This is a genomic window from Micromonospora sp. NPDC049081, assembly GCF_040648835.1.
GTDB lineage: Bacteria > Actinomycetota > Actinomycetes > Mycobacteriales > Micromonosporaceae > Micromonospora > Micromonospora antibiotica.
Genome location: NZ_JBEZEK010000019.1, coordinates 80,032 through 100,536 on the forward strand (window position 1 = coordinate 80,032; position 20,505 = coordinate 100,536).

At 73.9% G+C, this 20,505-nt stretch carries 20 protein-coding genes; 4 read left to right on the forward strand and 16 right to left on the reverse strand.

What is annotated here, in order from left to right:
- Positions 1 to 3: 3 nt before the first annotated feature.
- From AB0B63_RS24035 to AB0B63_RS24065, 7 genes are all read right to left on the reverse strand, one after another.
- Entirely contained in the window at positions 4 to 1,407 is a 1,404-nt protein-coding gene (locus AB0B63_RS24035; protein WP_357022424.1) for an OmpA family protein, read from the reverse strand.
- Positions 1,404 to 2,228, reverse strand: coding sequence for a hypothetical protein (locus tag AB0B63_RS24040; protein WP_357022427.1), 825 nt, complete (start codon positions 2,226 to 2,228; stop codon positions 1,404 to 1,406). The genes AB0B63_RS24035 and AB0B63_RS24040 overlap by 4 nt, the downstream gene beginning before the upstream one ends.
- An 11-nt stretch (positions 2,229 to 2,239) precedes the next feature.
- Positions 2,240 to 4,555 carry a hypothetical protein gene (locus AB0B63_RS24045; protein WP_357022430.1) on the reverse strand — a complete coding sequence of 772 codons (2,316 nt, stop codon included), beginning with the start codon at positions 4,553 to 4,555 and terminating at the stop codon, positions 2,240 to 2,242.
- Positions 4,552 to 5,370 (reverse strand): hypothetical protein, encoded by an 819-nt coding sequence (locus AB0B63_RS24050; protein ID WP_208569619.1) that lies wholly within the window; start codon positions 5,368 to 5,370, stop codon positions 4,552 to 4,554. The genes AB0B63_RS24045 and AB0B63_RS24050 overlap by 4 nt, the downstream gene beginning before the upstream one ends.
- An 84-nt stretch (positions 5,371 to 5,454) precedes the next feature.
- Positions 5,455 to 6,159, reverse strand: coding sequence for a Crp/Fnr family transcriptional regulator (locus AB0B63_RS24055; protein WP_219467611.1), 705 nt, complete (start codon positions 6,157 to 6,159; stop codon positions 5,455 to 5,457).
- A 61-nt stretch (positions 6,160 to 6,220) separates the two neighbouring features.
- A complete protein-coding gene (locus AB0B63_RS24060) occupies positions 6,221 to 6,814 on the reverse strand; it encodes a Pycsar system effector family protein (RefSeq protein ID WP_357022434.1) in 594 nt (197 codons plus the stop codon).
- A gap of 74 nt (positions 6,815 to 6,888) precedes the next feature.
- Positions 6,889 to 7,641: a Crp/Fnr family transcriptional regulator gene (locus tag AB0B63_RS24065; RefSeq protein WP_208569616.1), complete on the reverse strand. Its 753-nt coding sequence runs from the start codon at positions 7,639 to 7,641 to the stop codon at positions 6,889 to 6,891.
- A 573-nt stretch (positions 7,642 to 8,214) separates the two neighbouring features.
- Here AB0B63_RS24065 and AB0B63_RS24070 point away from each other — a divergent pair.
- Both AB0B63_RS24070 and AB0B63_RS24075 read left to right on the forward strand, forming a co-directional pair.
- Entirely contained in the window at positions 8,215 to 9,537 is a 1,323-nt protein-coding gene (locus AB0B63_RS24070; RefSeq protein WP_208569615.1) for an AAA family ATPase, read from the forward strand.
- A 150-nt stretch (positions 9,538 to 9,687) separates the two neighbouring features.
- The gene (locus AB0B63_RS24075; RefSeq protein ID WP_208569614.1) at positions 9,688 to 10,056 is read left to right on the forward strand and encodes a globin; all 369 of its coding nucleotides are present in this window, start codon (positions 9,688 to 9,690) and stop codon (positions 10,054 to 10,056) included.
- A gap of 52 nt (positions 10,057 to 10,108) precedes the next feature.
- Here AB0B63_RS24075 and AB0B63_RS24080 read toward each other — a convergent pair whose 3' ends face one another.
- The 5 genes from AB0B63_RS24080 to AB0B63_RS24100 all read right to left on the reverse strand — a co-directional run bounded on the left by AB0B63_RS24080 (position 10,109) and on the right by AB0B63_RS24100 (position 14,941).
- The gene (locus AB0B63_RS24080; protein ID WP_357022438.1) at positions 10,109 to 10,993 is read right to left on the reverse strand and encodes a cellulose binding domain-containing protein; all 885 of its coding nucleotides are present in this window, start codon (positions 10,991 to 10,993) and stop codon (positions 10,109 to 10,111) included.
- Between the two features lie 205 nt (positions 10,994 to 11,198).
- Complete coding sequence (locus AB0B63_RS24085; protein WP_357022493.1) at positions 11,199 to 12,050, reverse strand: aldo/keto reductase; 852 nt, start codon at positions 12,048 to 12,050, stop codon at positions 11,199 to 11,201.
- A gap of 163 nt (positions 12,051 to 12,213) precedes the next feature.
- Positions 12,214 to 13,410: an endonuclease gene (locus AB0B63_RS24090; RefSeq protein WP_208569612.1), complete on the reverse strand. Its 1,197-nt coding sequence runs from the start codon at positions 13,408 to 13,410 to the stop codon at positions 12,214 to 12,216.
- Positions 13,411 to 13,553: 143 nt separating this feature from the next.
- Positions 13,554 to 14,012 carry a Rho termination factor N-terminal domain-containing protein gene (locus AB0B63_RS24095; protein ID WP_208569611.1) on the reverse strand — a complete coding sequence of 153 codons (459 nt, stop codon included), beginning with the start codon at positions 14,010 to 14,012 and terminating at the stop codon, positions 13,554 to 13,556.
- Positions 14,009 to 14,941, reverse strand: coding sequence for an AAA family ATPase (locus AB0B63_RS24100; protein ID WP_219467635.1), 933 nt, complete (start codon positions 14,939 to 14,941; stop codon positions 14,009 to 14,011). Before AB0B63_RS24100 ends, AB0B63_RS24095 begins: the two co-directional genes overlap by 4 nt.
- A 59-nt stretch (positions 14,942 to 15,000) precedes the next feature.
- On the opposite strand from AB0B63_RS24100, the gene AB0B63_RS24105 reads away from it, so the two are divergent.
- Positions 15,001 to 16,227, forward strand: a complete 1,227-nt coding sequence (locus AB0B63_RS24105; protein ID WP_357022443.1) for a hypothetical protein — start codon at positions 15,001 to 15,003, stop codon at positions 16,225 to 16,227.
- On the opposite strand, the gene AB0B63_RS24110 is transcribed toward AB0B63_RS24105, so the two are convergent.
- Genes AB0B63_RS24110 through AB0B63_RS24125 form a run of 4 tightly spaced genes read right to left on the reverse strand, consistent with a single transcriptional unit; the run spans position 16,115 to position 19,121 of the window.
- Positions 16,115 to 16,678, reverse strand: a complete 564-nt coding sequence (locus AB0B63_RS24110) for a heme-binding protein (protein ID WP_208569608.1) — start codon at positions 16,676 to 16,678, stop codon at positions 16,115 to 16,117. The two genes, AB0B63_RS24105 and AB0B63_RS24110, sit on opposite strands and share 113 nt — an antisense overlap.
- Before the next feature lie 42 nt (positions 16,679 to 16,720).
- Positions 16,721 to 17,440 carry a hypothetical protein gene (locus AB0B63_RS24115; protein ID WP_357022446.1) on the reverse strand — a complete coding sequence of 240 codons (720 nt, stop codon included), beginning with the start codon at positions 17,438 to 17,440 and terminating at the stop codon, positions 16,721 to 16,723.
- 2 nt (positions 17,441 to 17,442) lie between these two features.
- The gene (locus AB0B63_RS24120; RefSeq protein WP_357022496.1) at positions 17,443 to 18,216 is read right to left on the reverse strand and encodes an ABC transporter permease; all 774 of its coding nucleotides are present in this window, start codon (positions 18,214 to 18,216) and stop codon (positions 17,443 to 17,445) included.
- 5 nt (positions 18,217 to 18,221) lie between these two features.
- On the reverse strand, positions 18,222 to 19,121 hold the full coding sequence (locus AB0B63_RS24125; RefSeq protein ID WP_357022448.1) for an ATP-binding cassette domain-containing protein: 900 nt from the start codon (positions 19,119 to 19,121) through the stop codon (positions 18,222 to 18,224).
- Positions 19,122 to 19,254: 133 nt separating this feature from the next.
- Here AB0B63_RS24125 and AB0B63_RS24130 point away from each other — a divergent pair, with 133 nt between their 5' ends.
- Entirely contained in the window at positions 19,255 to 20,496 is a 1,242-nt protein-coding gene (locus AB0B63_RS24130; RefSeq protein ID WP_357022451.1) for a histidine kinase, read from the forward strand.
- Positions 20,497 to 20,505: the final 9 nt, after the last annotated feature.

Sequence of the window (20,505 nt, forward strand, 5' to 3'; positions counted from 1 at the left end):
CGCTCATCCGCTCTCTGTGCTGATCACGATTTCGACCCTTCGGTTGCGCTGCAGGCATTCCTCGTCCCAGGCGCCGCCCGGCCGCTGCTCGGTCAGGCAGATCCGGCCGGTCTCCCCGGCGCCCCTGGTGACCGGCGTGGGCAGCCCCAGGCCGTGCAGGACCGCCCCGACCGCTGCGGCCCGGCGTTCGGACAGGTCCTGGTTGTGGCGGTCGCTGCCCCGGGAGTCGGTGTAGCCGACGACCTCGACCCGGGTGACCCGGTCCTCGCCGATCTCCTTCCTGATCTGCCCGAGCCGGGCGATCCCGGCCGGCCCCACCTCGTCGGAGTCGGTGGCGAACAACGTGGCCGACGGCACCGGCCAGACGGTGCCGTCCGGCTCCGGCAGCGGCGGTCCCCCCTCGGGACGGAAACTGACCGGTGGGTCGGTGGGCGGCTGGCCGGCCCCGCCCCCCGTTCCCCCGGACCGCACGGGCACCGGGGCGGTGGAGACCTCGCAGGAGGCCGCCTGCGCCGCCGCGCAGAGCCGTCGCCAGTACTGCCGCAGCCAGGCCAGCTGCCCGGTCTCCGGAATCGGCTGGCCCTCGGCGGGATGCCCCACACCGAGCATCACCAGGTGGTTCCCGGCCAGCTCGGTGGGCCATCCGGCGCGCGCCGGACAGTCCCGGACGGCGGCTTCGATCATTGCCGCCCCACCGGCGGGGGCCCGGCTGAGGTCGGTGCAGCCGACGGTGCCCAACCCGTCCGTGGCGATCACCACCGTCCGGCGGGCCTCGCCGGCGGGGGCGGTCTGTCCACTGGCGACACCCAACGCGCCCAACACGTCGGTGCCGTCGGTACGGGCCGGCATCCGCGCCGCCTGGCTCACCGACCTGTGCAGGCAGGACCTGGTCTCGTCGCGTTCCAGCCGCTGGTTGTTGGGTCGGGTGCTGGTGGGTGCGGTCGCCCGGTCGCGGATCGCCCAGGCGACGGTGGACGCTGAGCCGTCGAAGGCGCCGATGGAGACCACGTCCCCACGGTCGACGGCGGCAGCCACCTGGGCGTCCACCTCCGCCGCCCAGTCCGGTGCCGACCCGGCCCCCCGGGTGGACGCCGAGACGTCCAGCAGCACGGCCGTGCGGCCCACGCCGGTCGGGGCCGCAGACCCGGCGGGGGTCACGCACGGGTCCGGCGGCTCTTCCTCGCCGCCGCATCCGGCACCGAGGCTGAGCGCCGCGACGGTGACCGCCGCCAGCGCGACCCGGCCGAGCGCCGTGCCCCTGCTGTGCCCGCTGCCCCGGCCGGCCTTCCCGACCGGGCCGGACCCGTCGAGCACGGCGAGCACGCCCGGCCCGTCGAGCATGCCCGGCCCGTCGATGCGGTCGGGGCCGTGGACGCGTTCGGGGCCGTCGGTGGGGTCGGGCCTCATGACTCGGCCCCGGATTCGACCGCCGCGATCGGGAAGCCGCCCTCGTCGAGGTGCATCTGCCGGCGCAGCGTCTGCAGGGCCGCGTCGTAGGCGCTGGCGAACTCGTAGAGGCCGACGTTCTCGTGGTCCTTGCTGGCCTGACGCAGCACGTCGACCAGCTGCACCGCGCTCGCCCGCCGGTGGTTGACCAGGCTGGTGACCACGGCCGAGACGGTCGGATCGGCGAGCTGCGCGGCGTACGCCACCATCGCGTCGTGGCCGAGGGTGTCGAACAGCTGCTGCCAGCGTCGCGCCACCTGCTCGAACCGGTCGGCGCGCAGCAGGGCCAGCGTGGTGTTCGCCTCGACGTCGAGTTTGCGCTGCTCGAACGGCAGCAGGTGGTCACGGACCCGGGGGTCGGGCAGCACCCGCACCTTGGCCCGGCACCGCACCATGCCGGCGGCGCCCCGGTAGCACCACTGCGGGTTGAGCGCCTCCTGGATCGCCTGCTCCGCCTCCACCGACTGGTAGGGCGAGAAGTTCCGCGCCACCTCCCAGATCCGCTCGCGGACGGTGTCCCGGGCGCTGGCGGTGAACTCACCCGCCTCGGCGACGAGGTCGTGGTAGGACAGGAAGGCGGACCACACCAGGGTGGTGTGCACCTGGAACTCGTAGACGTCACCCTGGCAGAGCGCGGTCAGCAGGGTGCTGTCGTCGGTCGGTTGGTAGGTGATCTCCTCGTCCCTGGTGACCTGCCCCCGTGGGGTGCCACGGAACCAGTCGACCAGCCGACGCCACAGACTGCGCCGGGCGACGGTACGGCCGGATGTCGGAATGCTCACGGGTTGCCTCCTCAGGTGGGCTGTGACGGATCGGTGGTGGCCCCGCCGACGGCGGCGGCGCCGGGCGGGGCGAGCAGGCGGCGGGCGGTGGCCGACTGCCGGGACCAGTCGCGCAGATAGAAGCGGCTGCGTCCGACCAGCCGGCCGACGAACACCGCGGAGAACAGGGCGACCAGCAGGTCGGCCAGCACCGGGTCCTCGTCGCCCAGTTGCAGCCACATGTGCAGCGTCTTCCAGGACCGGGGGGCGGTGGTCGGGTCGCCGAGCGCACCCCGCCAGAGCGCGGCCAGCTCAGCCGGCTCCGGGGTGAAGCCCTCGACGGCGGTGAGCAGCAGCGGCCACCCCTCGTGGGGGGCCGGACCGGCGAGCCGTCCCAGCAGGGTCATGCCCCGGGCGGCGTGGACCCGCAGCCGGTGCAGGTCCTCGTCGTTCCAGGCGACCAGCGTGCGCCAGGTCTCCTCGGGGGCGACGGGGTAGAGGTCCATCAGCGCCCGCGCCACCGAGGCGCTGCCGTTGAGGTCGTCCCGGCTGGCCAGGGTACGCAGCTCCCGCAGGGTGTCGGCGGGGGCGAGGCGGCCGATGCGGGTGCTGTAGACGCGGGCGGCGGTGTCGTGCAGCGCCGGGTTGGCGCTGCGTACCCAACTGAGCACCCGACCCTGGATGCGGGCGACGAGCCGGTCGTCGTACGCCGCGACGTGCAGCGCCCAGGCGGCGGCCTGCCGGCCGGTGCCCCGTTCGTCGGCCGCCCACTGCCGGAGCATCCCGTTGCAGACCTCGTCGAAGTCGTACGTGGCGAGCCAGCCGGTGATCTGTGCGGCCCGCCGCCTGACCTCGTCGCGGCGGGTGAAGACCAGCTCCTCCAACCAGACGAGCAGCGGCAACCGGACGCCGTCGAAGTCGTGCCACACCACGTCGAGGACGTCAAAGAGCAGGCGGGGATCGGCGAGCCGGGCCCGGCGGGGCTGCTCGCCGGTCTCGGCCGCCGCGAGGGGGGACTCACCGCCCCAGGCGTGCAGCATCTGCTCGACGCCGCCGTCGAACACCACCCGGAGCGGCCGTTCGGCACCGCTCTCCACCGCCTGGAGGATTCCCAGCAACAACTCGCTGGCGTCGAAGACGTCAGCCAACGGGAGGTCGTGCAGGGCCGCGTAGGCGAGCTGGAACGCCTGCCGGCGCGGGGCGGCCTGCGGGTCCTCCAGGACCTTCTCCGCGCTGTCCTGCTTGAGCAGGCGGGCGACGACGTCGCGGCGACGGCGACGCAGTCCGCCCAGGGCGATGCCCAGCTCCTCGTCGACCCCGCTCCAGCCGGCCAGCGACTGGGCGAGTTCGACGGTCTGCCGGGGGCGGGGGTGCGCGGCCAGCTCGGTGGCGATCCCTTCGTGCGCCACGCACCGGTCGATGAACTCCTCCCAGCAGTCGCCGTCGCACGCGGCGTAGCTGTCGGCGCAGCCCCGCTGCCGCAGCAGCAGCCGCCGCAGGTGCCGCCGGAGCACGTTCTCCGGCGGCGGCGGGGTGTAGTCGACGGTGTGCTGGGCGAGGGTCGGGTCGGCGGTGTCGCCGTGTCCGTCGAGGATCACCACGTAGGCCGAGTCGGTGCGGGCGAGCAACTCGAAGGCGCGCAGGGTGCCGATCGTCACCGCCTCGCTGGCGGGCAGCTCCAGCACCGTGCCGTGGTCCTTGAGCAGCAGCCCCTCCTGCCGGGCCAGCTGGGTGAGGGTCACCTCGGGGTCTTCGATGCCGACCACCCGGTCGAGCCCGACGACGTGCCGCAGCATCAGCTCGGCGGTGGTCCGCCGACCGGTGCCGACGCCGCCGCGCAGGACGACGACCCGCTTGTCCCGGAGGCGTTCGAGGGCGTCGTCGAAGCAGGCCACCATCACCGAGGTGTGCTCCGCCTCGAGCAGTTCGGCTTGGGTGCGCTGGGACCGCAGGAGGGTGATCCGACGCCCGTCGGAGAGCTGGATGTTGATGAGCATGGCGTGGTCGCCGTAGACGGTCTGCCCGACGTTGGAGAAGACCGGGTCGGGCCCGGTGCCGCCGCGCACCGGGTCGTCGGCGTGGTGCCAGCTCTCGTCCTTGCCGCCGGAGTCGCCGGGGACGGGCTTCGCGCCGGACGCGCGGATCTGGTTCATCCGGTTGCGGGCGTCGCCCTGCCCGGGGCCGGACGGGTCCGGCGCAGGGGAGCGACCGGGCTGTTCGGCCGGGGCCGGCGCGGCGGCCTCACCGGGGTCGGGCGACGACTTCTCCTCCGTGACGGGGTGGTCCGGCGTGCCGTCGCTCGCCGCGGTGTTCTTCTCGTCGCCGTTGGCGGGCGGGTCGGTGGTCATGCCGATCCTCCTCCCTTGCTGATCGGACCGTGGTTGGTCACGGTCGCGTGGTCGCCGTAGACGATCTGTCCCACGTTGTCGCCCTGCTGGCGGGCGTCGTGGTTGCGGTGGAGGCCGGCGGCCTGCCGGGCCAGGCGGGCCAGGTCCCGTGGGTCGCCGGCCGGCGCGGACGCGGACCGGTCGGGGGTCTGCGCCGTCGCGGGCCCGTCGACCGCCGCGCTGACCGCCGGCGGCGGCTGGGACGGCAGGTGGAGCCAGGCGTTGGCCTGGAACGTCTTGTCCGGCACCACCGCGCGGACGGACCGGAACATCCACGACTCCATGCCGAGGGCGTTGACCGGTACGACCCGGCGGTAGACCTCGTCGGAGACGACCGCCACCACGGGCGCGGCCGGCACCGCGACCGCCGCCTCCCGGCTGGCGCCGCAGTCGCGCAGTCGGGCCGCGTCCACGATCGCGTCGCCGCCCCGGGGCACGCCTGCGGTGTCGACGCTCACGTCTCCGCAGTCGATGCCGACCCGCAGCCGGAGCAGGTGGTCGGGGTGCTTGTTGCGGTTGTGGTCGAGGATCTCCTGTCGCAGCTGGGGCAGCAGACCGGCGAGGACCCAGGCGATCGGCACGTCGGCCGGAACGAGGATGAGTTCCCCGTCGCCGCGCTCGCGACGGATCCAGCGGCCCGGGTAGGGGCACCGGTGCTCGATCCGGCCGACTATCTGCTCCACCGTGGTCGCCAGATCGGACTGACGCGGGTATCCGCCCGCGCTGGAATTGACGATGTCCAACGAGACGACGGTCCAGTGTCGTGGAAGTTCCATGGCGATTGTTCGTCCTTTTCTACTGAGGGGTGGGCCGGTTTCGACTCTGCGGCGGGAATTGTGAAACCGGCTAGTTGATCTACATCAGGTGATGGGGTCGGCCGCCGAATCGGCGAACCGTCCCAACCCGACCTCGTCGACGATCACGATCGAGCCGTGCCGGGTCACCAGCAGGCCCAGGTGCGCCAACCGGCGCAACGCCCGGTGCACCGAGATCTGCGACGCGCCGACCAGTTGGGCCAGCTCCCGCTGGGTGGTGGGGGCGACCAGCTCGTCGTCCACCAGGACCGTCAGATCGGCCAGCACGGCGGCGACCCGGGTGGTCGTGTCGAACGACGCGGTGACGGTCCGCTTGTCAGCCGCCCGGAGCCGATCGGCCAGCAACCGGGCGAAGGACCGGTGTGCCGTCGGATGCCGCCGCAGGTAGTCGTCGAACGCCTCGGCCGGGATGCGGCGGACCACCACCGGCCCGACGGCGACCACCGAGGCCGACCGGGGACCGTCGTCGAGATAGGACAGCTCACCGACCAGGTCACCGGCGAACCGCAGCGCGATCCCCCGCGGCCCCTGCCGGCTGCCCTCGACCATGATCCGGGCCTGTCCGGTGGTCAGCAGCAGCAGGTGGCGACCCCGGTCACCCTGCCGCAACAGGGCGTGCGCGGACGGGAACTCCTGCCGCCCGCCGATGCGCAGCAGGGCGGCCCGGTCGGCATCGGACAGCCGGCCGGCGAAGCTCGTCCGCGACCACCAGGTGGACGTCCTGTTCGGTTCCTCGGTGTGGGAAGCCACCGGTCTCTCCTCTCCTCGGTCGGTCAGGTGTCGACGGGTCGGTCAGGTGTCGACGGGTCGGTCAGAGCAGCGCCAACGCGACCAGGACGGCGGCGAGCGCGATGAGCACCGTCCCGATGCGGACCCAGCGGTACTTGGTCATCACCAGCCGGCTGAGCCAGCAGAGCTGCGAGATCAGGCCCGGCATGGTGTCCTGTGCGGCCCGTTCGACGTACCGGCGGACCAGTGCCGGGTCGCGCAGCCGGTACACGTGCCCGAAGTACGCGACCTGCCGCACCTCGGCGGCGCCTGCCGTCCTCGGCAACAACGCCATGGCCAGGGCGAACAGGGCAACCGCGGCGCAGGCGCAACCCGACCACCAGGCCCAGGCCGCCGCGCCGGTCAACCGCCCCGGCGACCAGCGGGTGCCGGTCAGCACGGTCAGCATCGCCAGCACGACACCGCCCGACATGGTCAGCCACTGCGACGCCTTCGCGTCCGCCCGGCGCAGCTCCTCGCGGGCCTCGGCGATCAGCCGCTCCGCCAGCCGCAGCGCCGCCTGCCGGTCCCCCTCCGGCCGGCCGGGACGGTCGACGCCCCCGCCCGGGGCGGCGACGGCGGCGCGTACCCGTCGGTGCAGGACGCGGTCGTTGGGGACACGGGCTGCTCGGTACATGGGACTCCTCGGAACCGCAGGACTGCCGTCCCGATGAGGGTCCCGAAATCGGGCCCTGCGCTCGATGTCGAGCCCTACGGCTCGGATGTCGACATCGACACAGAACCGGCCAGGGACCGCAGCAGCTCCGGCTGCACCACCACGATCCGTCGCCGTCGGGTGAGCAGCACCTGCCGGTGCCGCAGCACCCGCAGCGTCCGGGCCACCACCTCCCGGGACACCCCGACGGACGCGGCGAGGTCCTGCTGGGTCAGCGGCAGGTCGAGCGCGATCCCCTCCGGCGTCGGCACACCGTGCCTGTCCAGCAGTTCCACCAGCAGGACGACCAGCCGGTGGTCGCCGTTGCTGGACCCGTACTCGACCCGCCGGCCGTCGGCCTCACGCAGGCTGGAGGCCAGGTGACGCAGCAGCGACAGGGCGACCTCGGGGTTGTCGGCCAGACAGCGGTGCAACCGTTCGGCGGTCAGCACCACGGCCCGGATCGGCGACAACCCGGTGACGGTGGCCAGCCGGGGTCGGGCGTCCACGGCGGACAGTTCACCGAGGATGTCGCCCGGTCCCCGGATGGCCAGCAGCGCCTCCCAACCCTGCCGTGAGGTGGAGGTGACCTTGACCCAGCCCTGCTCGATCAGCACCACGTGCCGGGACGGGTCGCCCTGGTGGAACAGCGTGGCGTTGGCCGGGTAGTCGTGCCGGGTGCCGGCCTGGGCCAGGGCGTGGCGGGCCTCGGGCGAGAGGCCGCCGAGAAAGCTGCCGGCCGGAGGGGAATGGGCGGGAACTGCGGCCGGGTCGCTGCTGGCAGAGTCGCTCCGAGAACGAGATGTCATGGGGAACGCTCTCCTCTTCGTGAATCGCGTGCTCCGCCTCGCCCGTCGACGTTGAATCGGGCAGTCCCGTGCACAGGACGCGGTGTGTGGTTCAGGTCCCGGGGCGGAAGAACGGGAAGGCGTCCTTTCTATCGTTGCCGTCAATAGCCTGTGATCCGCCGAATGGGTAAGCGGAGATGCGAAAGGGCGACCGCCGGTGGCAACTGTTCGGGGGCGGATCACACCGTTCGTGCCGCCGACGCCGACGTCGTCGCCGACCTCGGCGTCGCCCGGTGGGCGGACCGGAACAGTCCCGACGACACCGGCAGATCTGTCGACGTCGCTGGAATCGTGGAGAACGCGCCGGTCAGCCGGTCGCGCCGGGCCGGTGGCGTCCCGGTCGACAGCCCGGGCCCGGCCCGTCGCACCGGCCGCCGCCGGGAGCAGCCACGTCGCCCCACCGGCCTTTCCGATGCCGTGTCGGACACCGGACAAAACCGCCGTGTCGGAAAGGACCGTCCAACGCTGGCGGTCCGGCCGGCCGGTCGTACCCCTGCCGGTAGGGTCCAGACTCAGCAGGCAGGAGGGGAGCCGATGATCGGGCTTGAGGTGCCGCCCGCCGTCGAGGCGGAACAGGTCGTCGCGGCCGTCCTGGCCGACCTGCGTGCAGGCGACCACCGGGGCGTGGTGGTCGACTCCCCGCCCGGGGCCGGCAAGTCGACCCTCGTGGTGCGGGCCGCCGTCGAGCTGGCCGTCGCCGGTGAGCCGCTGATGATCGTGGCGCAGACCAACGAGCAGGTCGACGACCTCATCGACCGGCTCGCCACCAAAGCCCCCGAGCTGCGCATCGGCCGGCTGTCGGCGACCGACTACCGGCCGTCGGAGCGGGTCCGGGGCCACGACACGGTCCGGGTCGCGTCGAAGGTCGCCGACCTGGGCGACCCGGCCGTCACCATCGGTACGGCGGCGAAGTGGGCCACGGTCACCGCGGGCCAGTGGCCGTGGGCGATCGTCGACGAGGCGTACCAGATGCGGTCGGACGCGCTGCTGCGGGTGGCCGGGAGGTTCGAGCGGGCGCTGTTCGTCGGTGACCCCGGGCAGCTCGACCCGTTCTCCACCGTCGAGACGCTGCGCTGGACGGGCCTGAGCTGGGACCCGATGCAGGCGGCGGTGGCGGTGCTGCTGCGGCACAACCCGCAGCTGCCCGTGCACCGGCTGCCCGTGTCCTGGCGGCTACCGGCGTCGGCGGCCCCGGTGGTCGCGGCGGCGTTCTACCCGTTCACCGGGTTCCGTGCCGGCACCGGCCCGGCCGACCGGGCGTTGACGCTGACCCGACCCGGCCCTGGCGACGCGCTCGACGCGGCGGTGGAGCTGGCCGTCGGCACCGGCTGGGCGTTGCACGAGCTGCCGGCCCGGCACACCCTGCGTACCGACGCGGAGGCCGCCGCGGCGTGCGCCGCGCTCGCCCTGCGCGTGCTGCACCGGGGCGCGGTCGCGGTCTCCGAGCACGCGCCGGCCGGCACGCCGGTCACCGCCGACCGGATCGCCGTCGGCGCCGCGCACCGCGACCAGGCCGCCGCGATCCGCGCCCACCTCGGCCCGGAAGGGGCGGGCATCACCGTGGACACCGCCAACCGGCTCCAGGGCCGCGAGTACGACGTGACGATCGTGCTGCACCCGCTCTCCGGCCGGCGGGACGCGACGAACTTCCACCTGGAGTCCGGTCGGCTGTGCGTGCTGACCTCCCGGCACCGGCACGCCTGCATCGTGGTGGCCCGCGCCGGCATCGGTGAGCTGCTCGACGCCCACCCGTCGACGGAGTCGGTGCACCTGGACGTGCCGGTGAAGTTCCCCGACGGCTGGGCGGCCAACCAGACCACCCTGGCGTTCCTGGCGGACCACCGGGCGTCGACCTGAACCCGATGCGGTGCGCGCCGGGGTCGGGGCCGGTCTCGCCGGGGGTGACGACGCCCGACGGGACCGCTCCGGCCAGGTGACGACGCTGGCCGAAGTGGTCGTGCCTGCCCGGGATGAACTGAGCGTGCGCCGTGATCCGTACTGACGGGTGTGCGGACGACGGAGTTGGTCACCTGCCCCCGGAACGCGTTCGACTGGCTCGGCCCGGCCGGCGTACGGGCGGTGGTGATCCGCTGGCTGCGCCTGGTCGCGTCGGACGCCGAGCTGGCGCCGTACCTGATCGGGCTGGACCGGCCCTGGCTCGCCCGCCGGTTGACCGCCCTGCTGGCCGTGGCCCTCGGTGACCCCGGCGGGGACGGTGGGCGGGCGGCCGGCGGGGCGTGGCGGCGGCTCGGGTTGACCGACGAGCAGCACTGGCGGGTGCTGGACTACCTGGCCGCCGTGCTCTGCGGCCTCGGCCTGCCGGTCGACACGATCGTCGCGGCCCAGCGCGCCGTCGCCGGCGATGCCCGTGCGTGACGCATGCCGACGGTGGACGGCCGTCGGCGGGCAGGCGCACGCCTGACGGCGGTCAGCCCCAGTTGTCGCCGTACTCGCGGACCCCGTCGACGTCGAGGGTGATCCGGCTGTTGGGGGTCCACGCGCCGGTGGCCGCCTGCCAGCTCGGGTCGTCGCGTTCGTCGATCGCCGTCCAGTTCGGCCGGTGCAGCCGGAGCTGGATCGGCCCGGAGGAGGCCCCGGGGGCGAGGACGCCGGTGGTGAAGGTCAGCTCCACCCAGCCGGGGAAGGGGGTGCCGGGCACCGGGTAGACGGTCGGGGTCGGCGTCGGGCCGGGACCGGGCGGCGGCGCGGGCGGCGGAAAATACTGGAGGGTACGGCGGATGGTGGCGCAGCCCAGCGTCGCCCAGTCGCACTCGCTGCTCAGCGCCGCGTTGCCGTTCTCGAAGCGCAGGTGGTAGCGGACCCGCACGGTGGTCAGGTCCAGTGGTGCGGTGCCGGTGTTGGTGACGGCGAGCCGGAACTGGGCCTGGTTGTCGGTGGGTGCCCAGTCGAGGTTGAGATAGTCGACCTTCGCCCGCCCGTACGAGGTGCGCACGGTGGTGACCGCCGAGGTGTCGGAGTAGCCGCCGAGGGCGTACGCCTGGAGGGCGATCCGGTAGTCGGTGCCCGGGGCGAGGTCGGTGAGGGTGACGGCGTTGGTCTGCGTGCTGCCCAGTCCCCGGTAGGCGTTCGGCCCGATCGGCGAGCGCACGTCGTAGGTGATCGGGCCGCCTGGCTCGCCCTTCCACGTCGACGGGGTCCAGGTCAGACTGAGCCGGTGCGGGTCGTTGGCGACCACCACCGGTGCGCCGGGGGTGGTCAGTGCCGGGGTGTCGTCGGCGCGGGCGGCGCTGACCGCGACCAGGCTGACGAGCGCGGCGACGGTGGCGGTGGCGGTGACACGACGGGCACGCATACCCCGGATGGTACGGATATCGACGCACGTGCATCAATGACGGAGATGGTGCCGCTGATTCGCCAACGTCGTCAGCTCGACAGCGTCCGACCGCCCCCTGCCGTCCCGGCGGGGAGCGCCACCCGTTGCCGGGCACCACGGAGCGGGACCCTGGCCCGGGTCCCGCTCCGTGGTCGCGCCGCGTCAGGGCGGCGGAGGTGTTCGCTCAGGCGGGGATGTAGTCGAACTCGTCCGGGTTCGGGCCGGTCCGGCCCGACTCGCCCCGGTCCAGCCCGCTGAGCCGCTCCATCGCCGTGTCGTCCAGGGTGAAGTCGAAGATCCGGAAGTTCTCCTCGATCCGCTTCGGGGTGGTCGACTTCGGGAAGACGATGTCGCCGCGCTGCACGTGCCAGCGCAGCACCACCTGGGCGGGGGTGCGCCCCACCTGCTCGGCGACGTCGACGATCGTCGGGTCGTCGAGCACCCTGCCCTGGGCGATCGGCGACCACGCCTCGGTGAGGATGTTGTGCTCGCTGCCGTACGCGCGCACCTGCTCGTTGGTGAGGTACGGGTGCACCTCGATCTGGTTGACCGCCGGCACCACGTCCGCCTCGGCGGCCAGCCGCTCCAGGTGCGGCACCTGGAAGTTCGACACCCCGATCGAGCGGGCCCGGCCGTCGCGCTGGAACTCCTCCAACGTCTTCCAGGTGGAGACGAAGTCGCCGTCGTAGCGGGTCGGCAGCGGCCAGTGGATGAGGAACAGGTCGACGTGGTCCATCTTCAGCGCGGACAGCGTCGACTCGAACGCCCTGCGGGCGTCCTCGGGGTGGTGGAAGCCGTTGTTCAGCTTGCTGGTCACGAAGACCTCGCCCCGGTCCAGCCCGGAGGCGCGGACCGCCTCGCCGACCTCCGCCTCGTTGCCGTACATCTGGGCGGTGTCGATGTGCCGGTAGCCGACCTCCAGCGCCCGGCGCACCGCCTCGGCGGTGTCCTTCGGTTCGATCTGGTAGACCCCGAAGCCGAGCTGCGGGATGGTGTTGCCGTCGTTGAGGCTGATGTCGGGAACGGTGTGCGCCATGTCGGCTGTCTCTCCCATCGTCGTGTTCGCCCGGTTCGGCGCGTCGGTCGGCCGCCGGACCGCAGCCCGCACGCCCGCCGGGCGGGCGTGTCACGACGAGGGTGTACCCGGTCGGGCCGCGTCCTCACGGCCCGACCGGGGTGATCTGCGACAACCGGACCGTTCAGCCCCAGATCGCGGTGGCCCACTCCGGGTGGTCGACGAACGGGTTGCGGTTGCCCTGCCAGCGCTCGTAGATGCGCTGGTTGCGGCGCTGTTCGAAGGCGTCCGGCGGGTCCTGCCGGTGCCACTGGAGCAGCACCGGCAGCCGGCCCAGGTAGGGTGCGCTGCCGTTGGTGACGGAGTTGTTCATCTCCAGGTTCGGCCAGCCGTCGTCACCCTCGTACCGGATCGCCATATACATGATCATGCGGGCGACGTCGCCCTTGACCGCGTTGCGGGGCTCGAACGAGTCGGCGTCGGTGTAGCTGCCGGCGGCCTCGGCGACCGCGCTGCCACCGGTGTCGAAGTCCTTGTTGCCGCGCGCGGAGTTGACCGTCACGTCCTCCGGCCGCAGGTGGTGCACGTCGGTGCCCGGCCCGGTGGCGGTGCCGAAGTCACCGTGCGACTTGGCCCAGACGTGTTCCCGGTTCCAGTCGTTGGCCCCGCCGCCGTTGCTGCTCTTGCTCTGCGACCGTCCGCTGTAGAGCAGGATGACGTTGTTGGCGTTCGCCGGGTCCTGGTCGGTGTCCTTCAACGCCTCCCACACCTGGTCGTAGTTGAGCTTCGTCTGGGTCTTGATGATGGTGTGCAGGGAGGTGCGCAGCGCGCTGCCGCTCTTGCCGACCGCGCCGGCGTAGTACGTCGAGTCGTACGGCCCGGTGGAGCCGGTGGGCGCGGGGGTGGGGGAGGCGCTCGCGGTGGGCGTCGGCGTGCCGCCGCCACCGACGCTCATCGCGGTCGGGCTCTTCAACCCCCCGTGACTGAAGTACGCGGTCAGCGTCCCGGTCGCGGTGACCTGCCGGCCCCGCAGCGACGGGTTGGTCAACAGCCCGAACGTGCTGCGGTAGTCGGCGGTGATCTGGACGTAGAGCATCCGGCTGGTGCCGGTCTCGGTGGCCGTGTCGGCCAGGGCGATGGCGGTGTCGGCGGTGTAGCCGGAGGTGAGCACCGTGCTGGTGGCGGTAGGCTGGCCGATCACGTAGCCGGTGACCGTGGCGGTCCGGCCGTCCTGGGTGGCGAGGGCCTGCGCCACGGTCGACGTGGCCGCCGCGGACGCCGACGTGGCGGACACCGCCACCGGGACCGCCAGGGTGACGACGGCGATGAGCGCGGCGATCAGCCGCCCGGGTCGCGGGCGGGTGCTGCTCTTCATATCCATGCCCGGCGATGTTATCGGCCGGAACCCGACCGGCGGGAGGTCGACGAGGTGAATTCCCGGCCACCGCGAACCGTTGCGCGACAGGGTCCCGACAGGCGGGGCGACCGGCTCAGCGGGCGGGGTCCCGCCCGACGGCGACCAGCTCAGCGGGCACGGACGGCGGCGGAGGCGACGCGGAAACCGATGGTCCGCTCGACCAGCCGTTCCACCAGCTCCGCCTTGCGCAGGCCGCCCACCCCGCGCAACCCGAGGCGGGCGGCCAGCGCCCGCAGGTCCCGGATCGCCCAGGGCGTCAGGTACGCCGTACCGTCCCCGCGTCGTGCCATGGCGTCGAGCGCGGCCGACGCGGCGTCCAGGTCGACGCCCGACGGGGCGGGCTGCACCGGCGCGGTCGGCGACAGCGGCGTCGGGGCGGCCGGCCGGTCCGACGGGCCGTCGGCCGGTGCCACCGGGTCGCCGGCCGGCGTCACCGGGACGACGGCCAGCCGGGCCCGGCCCTGCGTCAGCGCGGCCACGTCGGCGGCCGACAGCCCGGCCAGCAGCTCACCCACCCGGGCCAGCACCCCGGCCGCGAGGTCCCCGCCGGGTGGCGTCCCGGTCACACCGTCACCTCACGGGGTTGCAGGTGGGCGATGAACTCCGTGGTGATCTGCCGCAGCTCCTCCTGAACCACCGGCGAGGTGACCCGGTGCCGCAGCACCACCGGCACCCCGCGCGGGGTGTTCCCGGCGAACAGGGTGATGTTCTCCCGCAGCGCGGTGGGAAAGACCGGCAGCCCCAGGGCGCGTACCTGGTCCAGGTAGCCCTGGTGGGCGGCGATGGGTCGCTGCGCGGTCAGCTGGATCATGGTGAAGACCACCCCGGCGATGTCCGGGGCCACCTTGTGGTGCCGGCGGCTGGTGGCGAACCGGCGGGCGTCGGCGTTGTAGCGGTCGACCAGCTCCCGGACGCTGCCGCAGAGGTGGTCGATGCCGAGGGTGGACAGGTAGTCGGCCTTCGCCGGGATGAGCAGGTGGTCGCTGGCGATGACGGCGGACTGGGTGACCACGTTGAAGTTCGGCGGGCAGTCGATCAGCACCAGGTCGTAGCCGTCGAGCGCCGCGTCGTGCAACCCCTCGGCCAGCGCGCCCCGGACCCGGAACAGCTCCCGGTCGTAGTCCTCCCCGTCGGCCACGCCCCGGGCCAGCGCCAGGTCGATGTCGGCCAGCCCGAGGTGCGAGGCGATCAGGTCCAGCCGGCCGGCCCCGGTCAGGTGCGCGTTGGCCGGGCCGGGGGAGACCACCAGCTCACCCAAAGTAACCGCCGGGGTGTCCCCGCGTAGCCCGTCGTACCAGCGTTTCACGGTGCGGCCGTCGCGCAGCCGCTCCCGCCAGTCGTCCGGGTCGTAGAAGCTGAACGTCAGGCTGGTCTGCGGATCGAGGTCGATCAGCAGCACCTTCATCCCCCGGTTCGCCAGTTCGGCACCGAGGTTGGCGGTCACGGTGGTCTTGCCCACCCCGCCCTTGTAGTTGATCACGGACACGACGTACACCGGCGGCACCTCCCCAGAGGGGGAACCGTAACCGTCCGGATGTCGTCTGACCATCCATGATGCCCACCCCGCCCGGTCACGCTCCGCGACCGGTCATCCGGCTCGCTGCCGTCGGCACCGGGCTCGCCGGCGTGGCCGTGGTCTGCTGGGCGGTCGGGATGACCCGCTGGCAACCGCTCACCGAACCGGCCGGCCCCTGGTCGGAGCGACTCCCCGGCGCGCACACCTACTGGGCCCGTGACCTGCGTTTCCTGGCGTTGGTGGCGGTCGTGTCCGGGCTGGTGCTGGCCGGCGGCGGCCGGCGCTCCTGGGCCCTGCCGGCCGTGCTGCTCGGCGGCGCCGCGCTGGTCGCCGACGTCGCCGTCGACCGGGCCGACCCCACCGGCCCCGGCGCGACCGTGCTGCTGGTCGCCGCCGGCTGGCTGGCCGTCGGGATCACCGCCACCCTCGGCGTACGCCGGGACGCGCAGACCGGTGTGGACGGTCCGGTCCACCGGGCGACCGGGGCCGACCCGGGAAACCCGCCCGGCGGGGCAGGAGTGGCGGCACCGGACAGTCGGGGAGGTCCGGCAGCGCGGCACCGGTCGGGCGTGGCCGGCCGGGACCGGACCATGCTGACCGGGATGGCCGTCGTGGCGGCGGTGTCGGCGCTGGTCGCGGTGCTGACCCGGTCGCCGACCGACCGGGAGCCCGCGCTCGGTCCGGCCACCCTGGTGACCGGCCTGCTCCTGCTGACGTTGACCGTGGCGGGCGCGCTGGCCGCCGTACCCGGGCGGGGTCGGGCCCGCAGCGCGGCGGGGTGCGGGATGGCCGCCGTCGGCGGGGTGGGTCTGCTGCTGGTCCGGCTCGTCGGGCCGGCCGACCGGCTGCTCCCGGCGGCGGTGCTCGGCGCGGTCCTGCTGGTGGGGGTGACGGCACTGACCCGGCCCGGTCCGGACGCCGTGCCGGCCTGGCGGCGGTACGCGGTGCTCGTCCCGGTGACCCTGGCCGCCCCACTGGCACTCTGGTACGTCGCGCTGCTGGTCAGTGCGGCTTTCCCGCTCGGCGCGTCGCTGACCGCGTTGGCCGGCAACAGCCCGGTCGGCGGCGGTGACCCGGACGTGCTTCCCGCACTGGCCGGCCTGTGCGCCGGCCTCGGCACCGCACTGCTGCTGACCCGGCCGCTGCCGGGGGTCACTCGACGACCGGCAGCACCACCTCGTTGTGCCGCAGGAACCACGGCTTCCACGGCGGGTCGAACCGGGCGTACCGGATCGCCCCCGACGGGGTCAGGCCGGCGTCGGTGACGGCCCGGCCCAGCGCGGTGGCCCGCTGATCGAAGGCCCGGTCGGTCCACCGCCCGGCGAACCGGACCGCTGCGGCCAACTGCTCCGGGATCTCCCGGACGGTGATCCGGGGGTCCTCCGGTTCGGGCACGGTGGCCGGGGTGAGTCGTGCGGGCAGCACGAACCACACCCGCCAGGCCCCGGGTCGGTCGCCCTCCTCCTGGACCACCGGCGCGGTCATCGCGATCTGCTCGGAGCCGGTCGCCGCCTGGACCACCGGCCCGTTCGTGCCCATCCGGCGGCGGGACCGGTTGGCCCCGGACAGATACGCGGCCAGCGGCCGGAACGCGGCGGTGCCGGCGGCGGCGAACCCGCCGTCGATGTGCAGTTCGGCGACCAGGTGGGCCGGGTACCGGCGCAGCTCGAAGCCGGGGTGCCGGCCCAGCACCCGGTACGGCTGCCGCTCGGTCATCGGACACGCTCCCGGTCGCGGGGGATCTTCTCCACCGCAACGCTACCGCCCGTGCGGCGTTTCCTCCCGGGGAAGCGGAACGGTCCGCCAGTACTGCCGTCTGCCCTCGTCCCGGACGACCACGCCGAGCCGGGCCAGTTCACCGCGCAGTTCCCGGGCGTCGCGCTGCCGGCCGGCCTCGACGGCCCGCTGCCGCGCGCCCAGCAGCGGGTCCGCCCCCGGCGGCAGTTCGGGCAGCCCCGCCACCCACCGGCGGTAGGTGTCCCGGTGCGGATCGCCGTCCTGCCACGGCCAACCGTGCTCACGGAAGGCGTCGCCCAGCCGTCGTCCGCTCAGGTCGGACCGTTCCCGGGCCAGTTCCGCACCGGCCGGGCCGAGCAGCACCAGCTCCTTGCGGTCGACGAAGACGGCGGTGACGGTGCCTCGGACCAGCTCGCGGTCGACGCCGTCGCGGCGTAACCGGACCCCGCCCCGGTCCACCGTGACGATCAACCGCTCCCGGGTGCCGACGTGGGCGAGGAGCAGCCCGGCCAGCATCCCGAGCAGCAGGCCCCCGACCAGTGCCCGCCGGTACGGCAGCCCGGCGACCAGTTCGAACCAGCCCTGCACCGGAGCCCAGGGCAGCCCGGCCACCCAGTCGGCGACCATGGGCAGCCGCCCGCCCAGGGCGCCGCCCAGCAGCGGGAAGCCGACCCACATCACCAGCAGATCCCCGAGGCCACCGCCGACCGTGGTCGGGGCGCCCGGCTCCCGTGCCCGCATGGTCAGTGCACCTCGCGCCGCAGTGTGCGCACCGTTCCGGCGGCGAGCGGCGCGACCACCCAGACCAGCAGGGACACCCCGAGCCGACCCCACTGCCCGGCGGTCACGTCCGGGCCGAGCAACGGCTCCATGGTGACCGAGGTGTCCAGCCAGCGGGCCGGGCCGTGCAGCGCCGCGATCATCGCGGACAGGATGCCCCACACGGTCGGCAGCAGCAGCGAGGTGACGATCGCCAGCGGGGTGTTGAGCAGCAGCAACCCGAACCCCGCGCCGATCAGCACGTTGATGACCTGGAACACGGCGGCGTGCCCGGCCAGTGCCGGGTCGAAGTTCCAGTCGCCCGCCCCGCCGGTGACCCCGGCCAGCAGGGTGCCGACGGCGGCGACGGCCAGGCTCACCAGCACCGACGCCAACGCGGCGAGCAGCACGGCGGCGAGCTTGGCGACGATCACCCGTTCCCGGCGCGGCACCAGGGCGAACGTGGTCAGTGCGGTGCGCTGGGACCACTCGGCGGTGATCGACAGGATGCCCAGCACCGGCAGCAGCAGCGCCACCGGCGCGAGCGACGCGGTGAAGAAGTTGGTGAAGGTCTGCGCGGTGTCGTCGACGAAGCGCAGTTGCAGCGCGACGATCGCGGCGGCGATCAGCCCGATCGAGGCCAGCAGCCAACGTCCGGCCCGGGTGTCGCCGAGTTTGCGCAGCTCCACCCCGATCAGCCGGGCCAGGGACGGGCCGGGGACCGCCCTGCGGACGGTGCCGGGGGGAGTGGTCGTCATGGTGGTCACTGCACGGCCTCCTTGGTGCTCGCGCCGGCGGTCAGGGTGAGGAAGAGCTGTTCCAGGCCACCGCCGCCGGCCGGCCGCAGCTCGGTGAGGACCAGCCCGGCGTCGGCGGCGGCCTGCCCGACGGCGTCGGATTCGGCGCGGACCACGCACCCGCCGTCGGCGTTGGCGGTGGCGTCCAGCCCGGCCCGGTCGAGGGTGAGCCGCAGGGCGTGCGGGTCGCGGGCCCGGACCAGGGTGCCCGCCCCGGCGAGCAGTTCGTCCTTGCCGCCCTGGGCGACGACCCGGCCGCCGCCGATCACCACCAGCCGGTCGGCGACTGCCTCCACCTCCCGCAGCAGGTGGGAGGAGAGCAGCACGGTGCCGCCCCGGTCGGCGAAGTCGCGCAGCAGGCCGCGCATCCAGAAGATCCCCTCCGGGTCCAGGCCGTTGGCCGGCTCGTCGAGGACCAGCACCCGGGGCTCGCCCAGCAGCGCCAGCGCCAGGCCGAGCCGCTGCCGCATCCCCAGCGAGTACGCCCCGACCCGCCGCTTCGCCGCCACCGCGTTCAGGCCCACCCGGTCGAGCACGGCGGGCACCCGGTCGGCGTCCACGCCCATGGTCCGGGCGGCCAGGGTCAGCGTCTCCCGCCCGCTGCGCCCGACGTGCTGCGCCGAGGCGTCCAGCAGCACACCCACCTCCCGGCCCGGGTTGGGTAGCTCCCGGTAGGGCCGGCCGGCGACGGTGGCGGTGCCGGAGCTCGGTCGGGTCAGCCCGCAGAGCATCCGCATGGTGGTGGACTTGCCCGCCCCGTTCGGGCCGAGGAAACCGGTCACCGTGCCGGGCTCGCAGCGGAAGGAGACGTCGTCGACGGCGGGGTGCGGGCCGTACCGCTTGGTGAGGTTCTTCACGGTGATCATGCCGTCGAGCCTGTCGCGACCACCCGGCCGGGCGCTGCGGCCGGCGGTCGAGTGTCACCCCTACCTAGGTCTACCGGCAGACCTCGACTTTGGTTGGTGTCCGGGCGGCCGGCCGGGTTTCTAGCATGGGTGGGTGAGTGCTGCCGTCGTACCCGATCATCCCTGGCTGCTGCCGGGGGCGCTGACGCCCGAGACGAGGGCATCCCGTCGTACGCCCCGGGACTGGCTGGTCGACACGGTGGCCTTCCTGCTCGCCGTCGGCTGGGCGCTGGTGGGCTTCGGCGACGCGGTGTCGCCCGACCCGCAGTTCGCCCACAACGCCGGGCCGCCCTGGCTGGTCGGGGTGGACCTGGCGGCGGGCCTGATCTTCTGCGCGGCCCTGTGGCTGCGCCGGCGCTGGCCGGTCGGGCTGGCCGTGGCCGGCCTGCCGCTGGCCCTGTTCTCGGTGACCGCCGGGGTGGCGCTGCTGGTCGTGGTGTTCACCGTGCTGGTCCACCGGCCGCTGCCGATCGGCGCGGCGCTGGTCGGCTTCCACCTGGCGGTCATCCCGCTCTACACCGTCGTACGCCCCGACCCGACGCTGCCCTACCTGGCGACGGTGGCCTGGACGGTGATGTTCGTCGGGATCGTGGTGGCGTGGGCGCTGTTCGTCCGGGCCCGCCGGCAGCTCGTGCTGTCGCTGCGCGACCGCGCCCACCGGGCCGAGGCCGAGCAGCAGCTCCGCATCGAACAGGCCCGGCAGCTGGAACGCAACCGGATCGCCCGGGAGATGCACGACGTGTTGGCGCACCGGATCTCGCTGCTCAGCCTGCACGCCGGGGCGTTGGAGTTCCGCCCGGACGCGTCACCGCAGGAGGTGGCGCGGGCGGCCGGGGTGATCCGGAGCAGTGCGCACGCCGCGCTACAGGACCTGCGTGAGGTGATCGGGGTGCTCCGCGCCGACACCTCCGGCGGCGACGCCGCACCGGAACGCCCCCAGCCCACCCTCGCCGACGTGCCCGCGCTGGTCGCCGAGTCCCGGGCCGCCGGGGTACGGGTCACCCTGGTCGACGAGGTCGCCGACCTGGCGGGGGTGCCGACGGCGGTGGGGCGCAGCGCGTACCGGATCGTGCAGGAGGGGCTGACCAACGCGCGCAAGCACGCCCCCGACACGGCGGTCGGTGTCCGGCTGGCCGGCGGGCCGGGGCGGGAGTTGGCCGTGGAGATCCGTAACCCCTGGCCGGTGGGCTCACCGGCTGCGGGCCTGCCCGGTGCCGGCACCGGGCTGGTCGGCATCGCCGAGCGGGTCAACCTGGCCGGTGGCCGGCTGACGCACGGCCGGGACGGCGCGACCGGCGACTTCCGGCTGGCCGCCCGGCTGCCGTGGCCGGCATGAGCCGCCCGG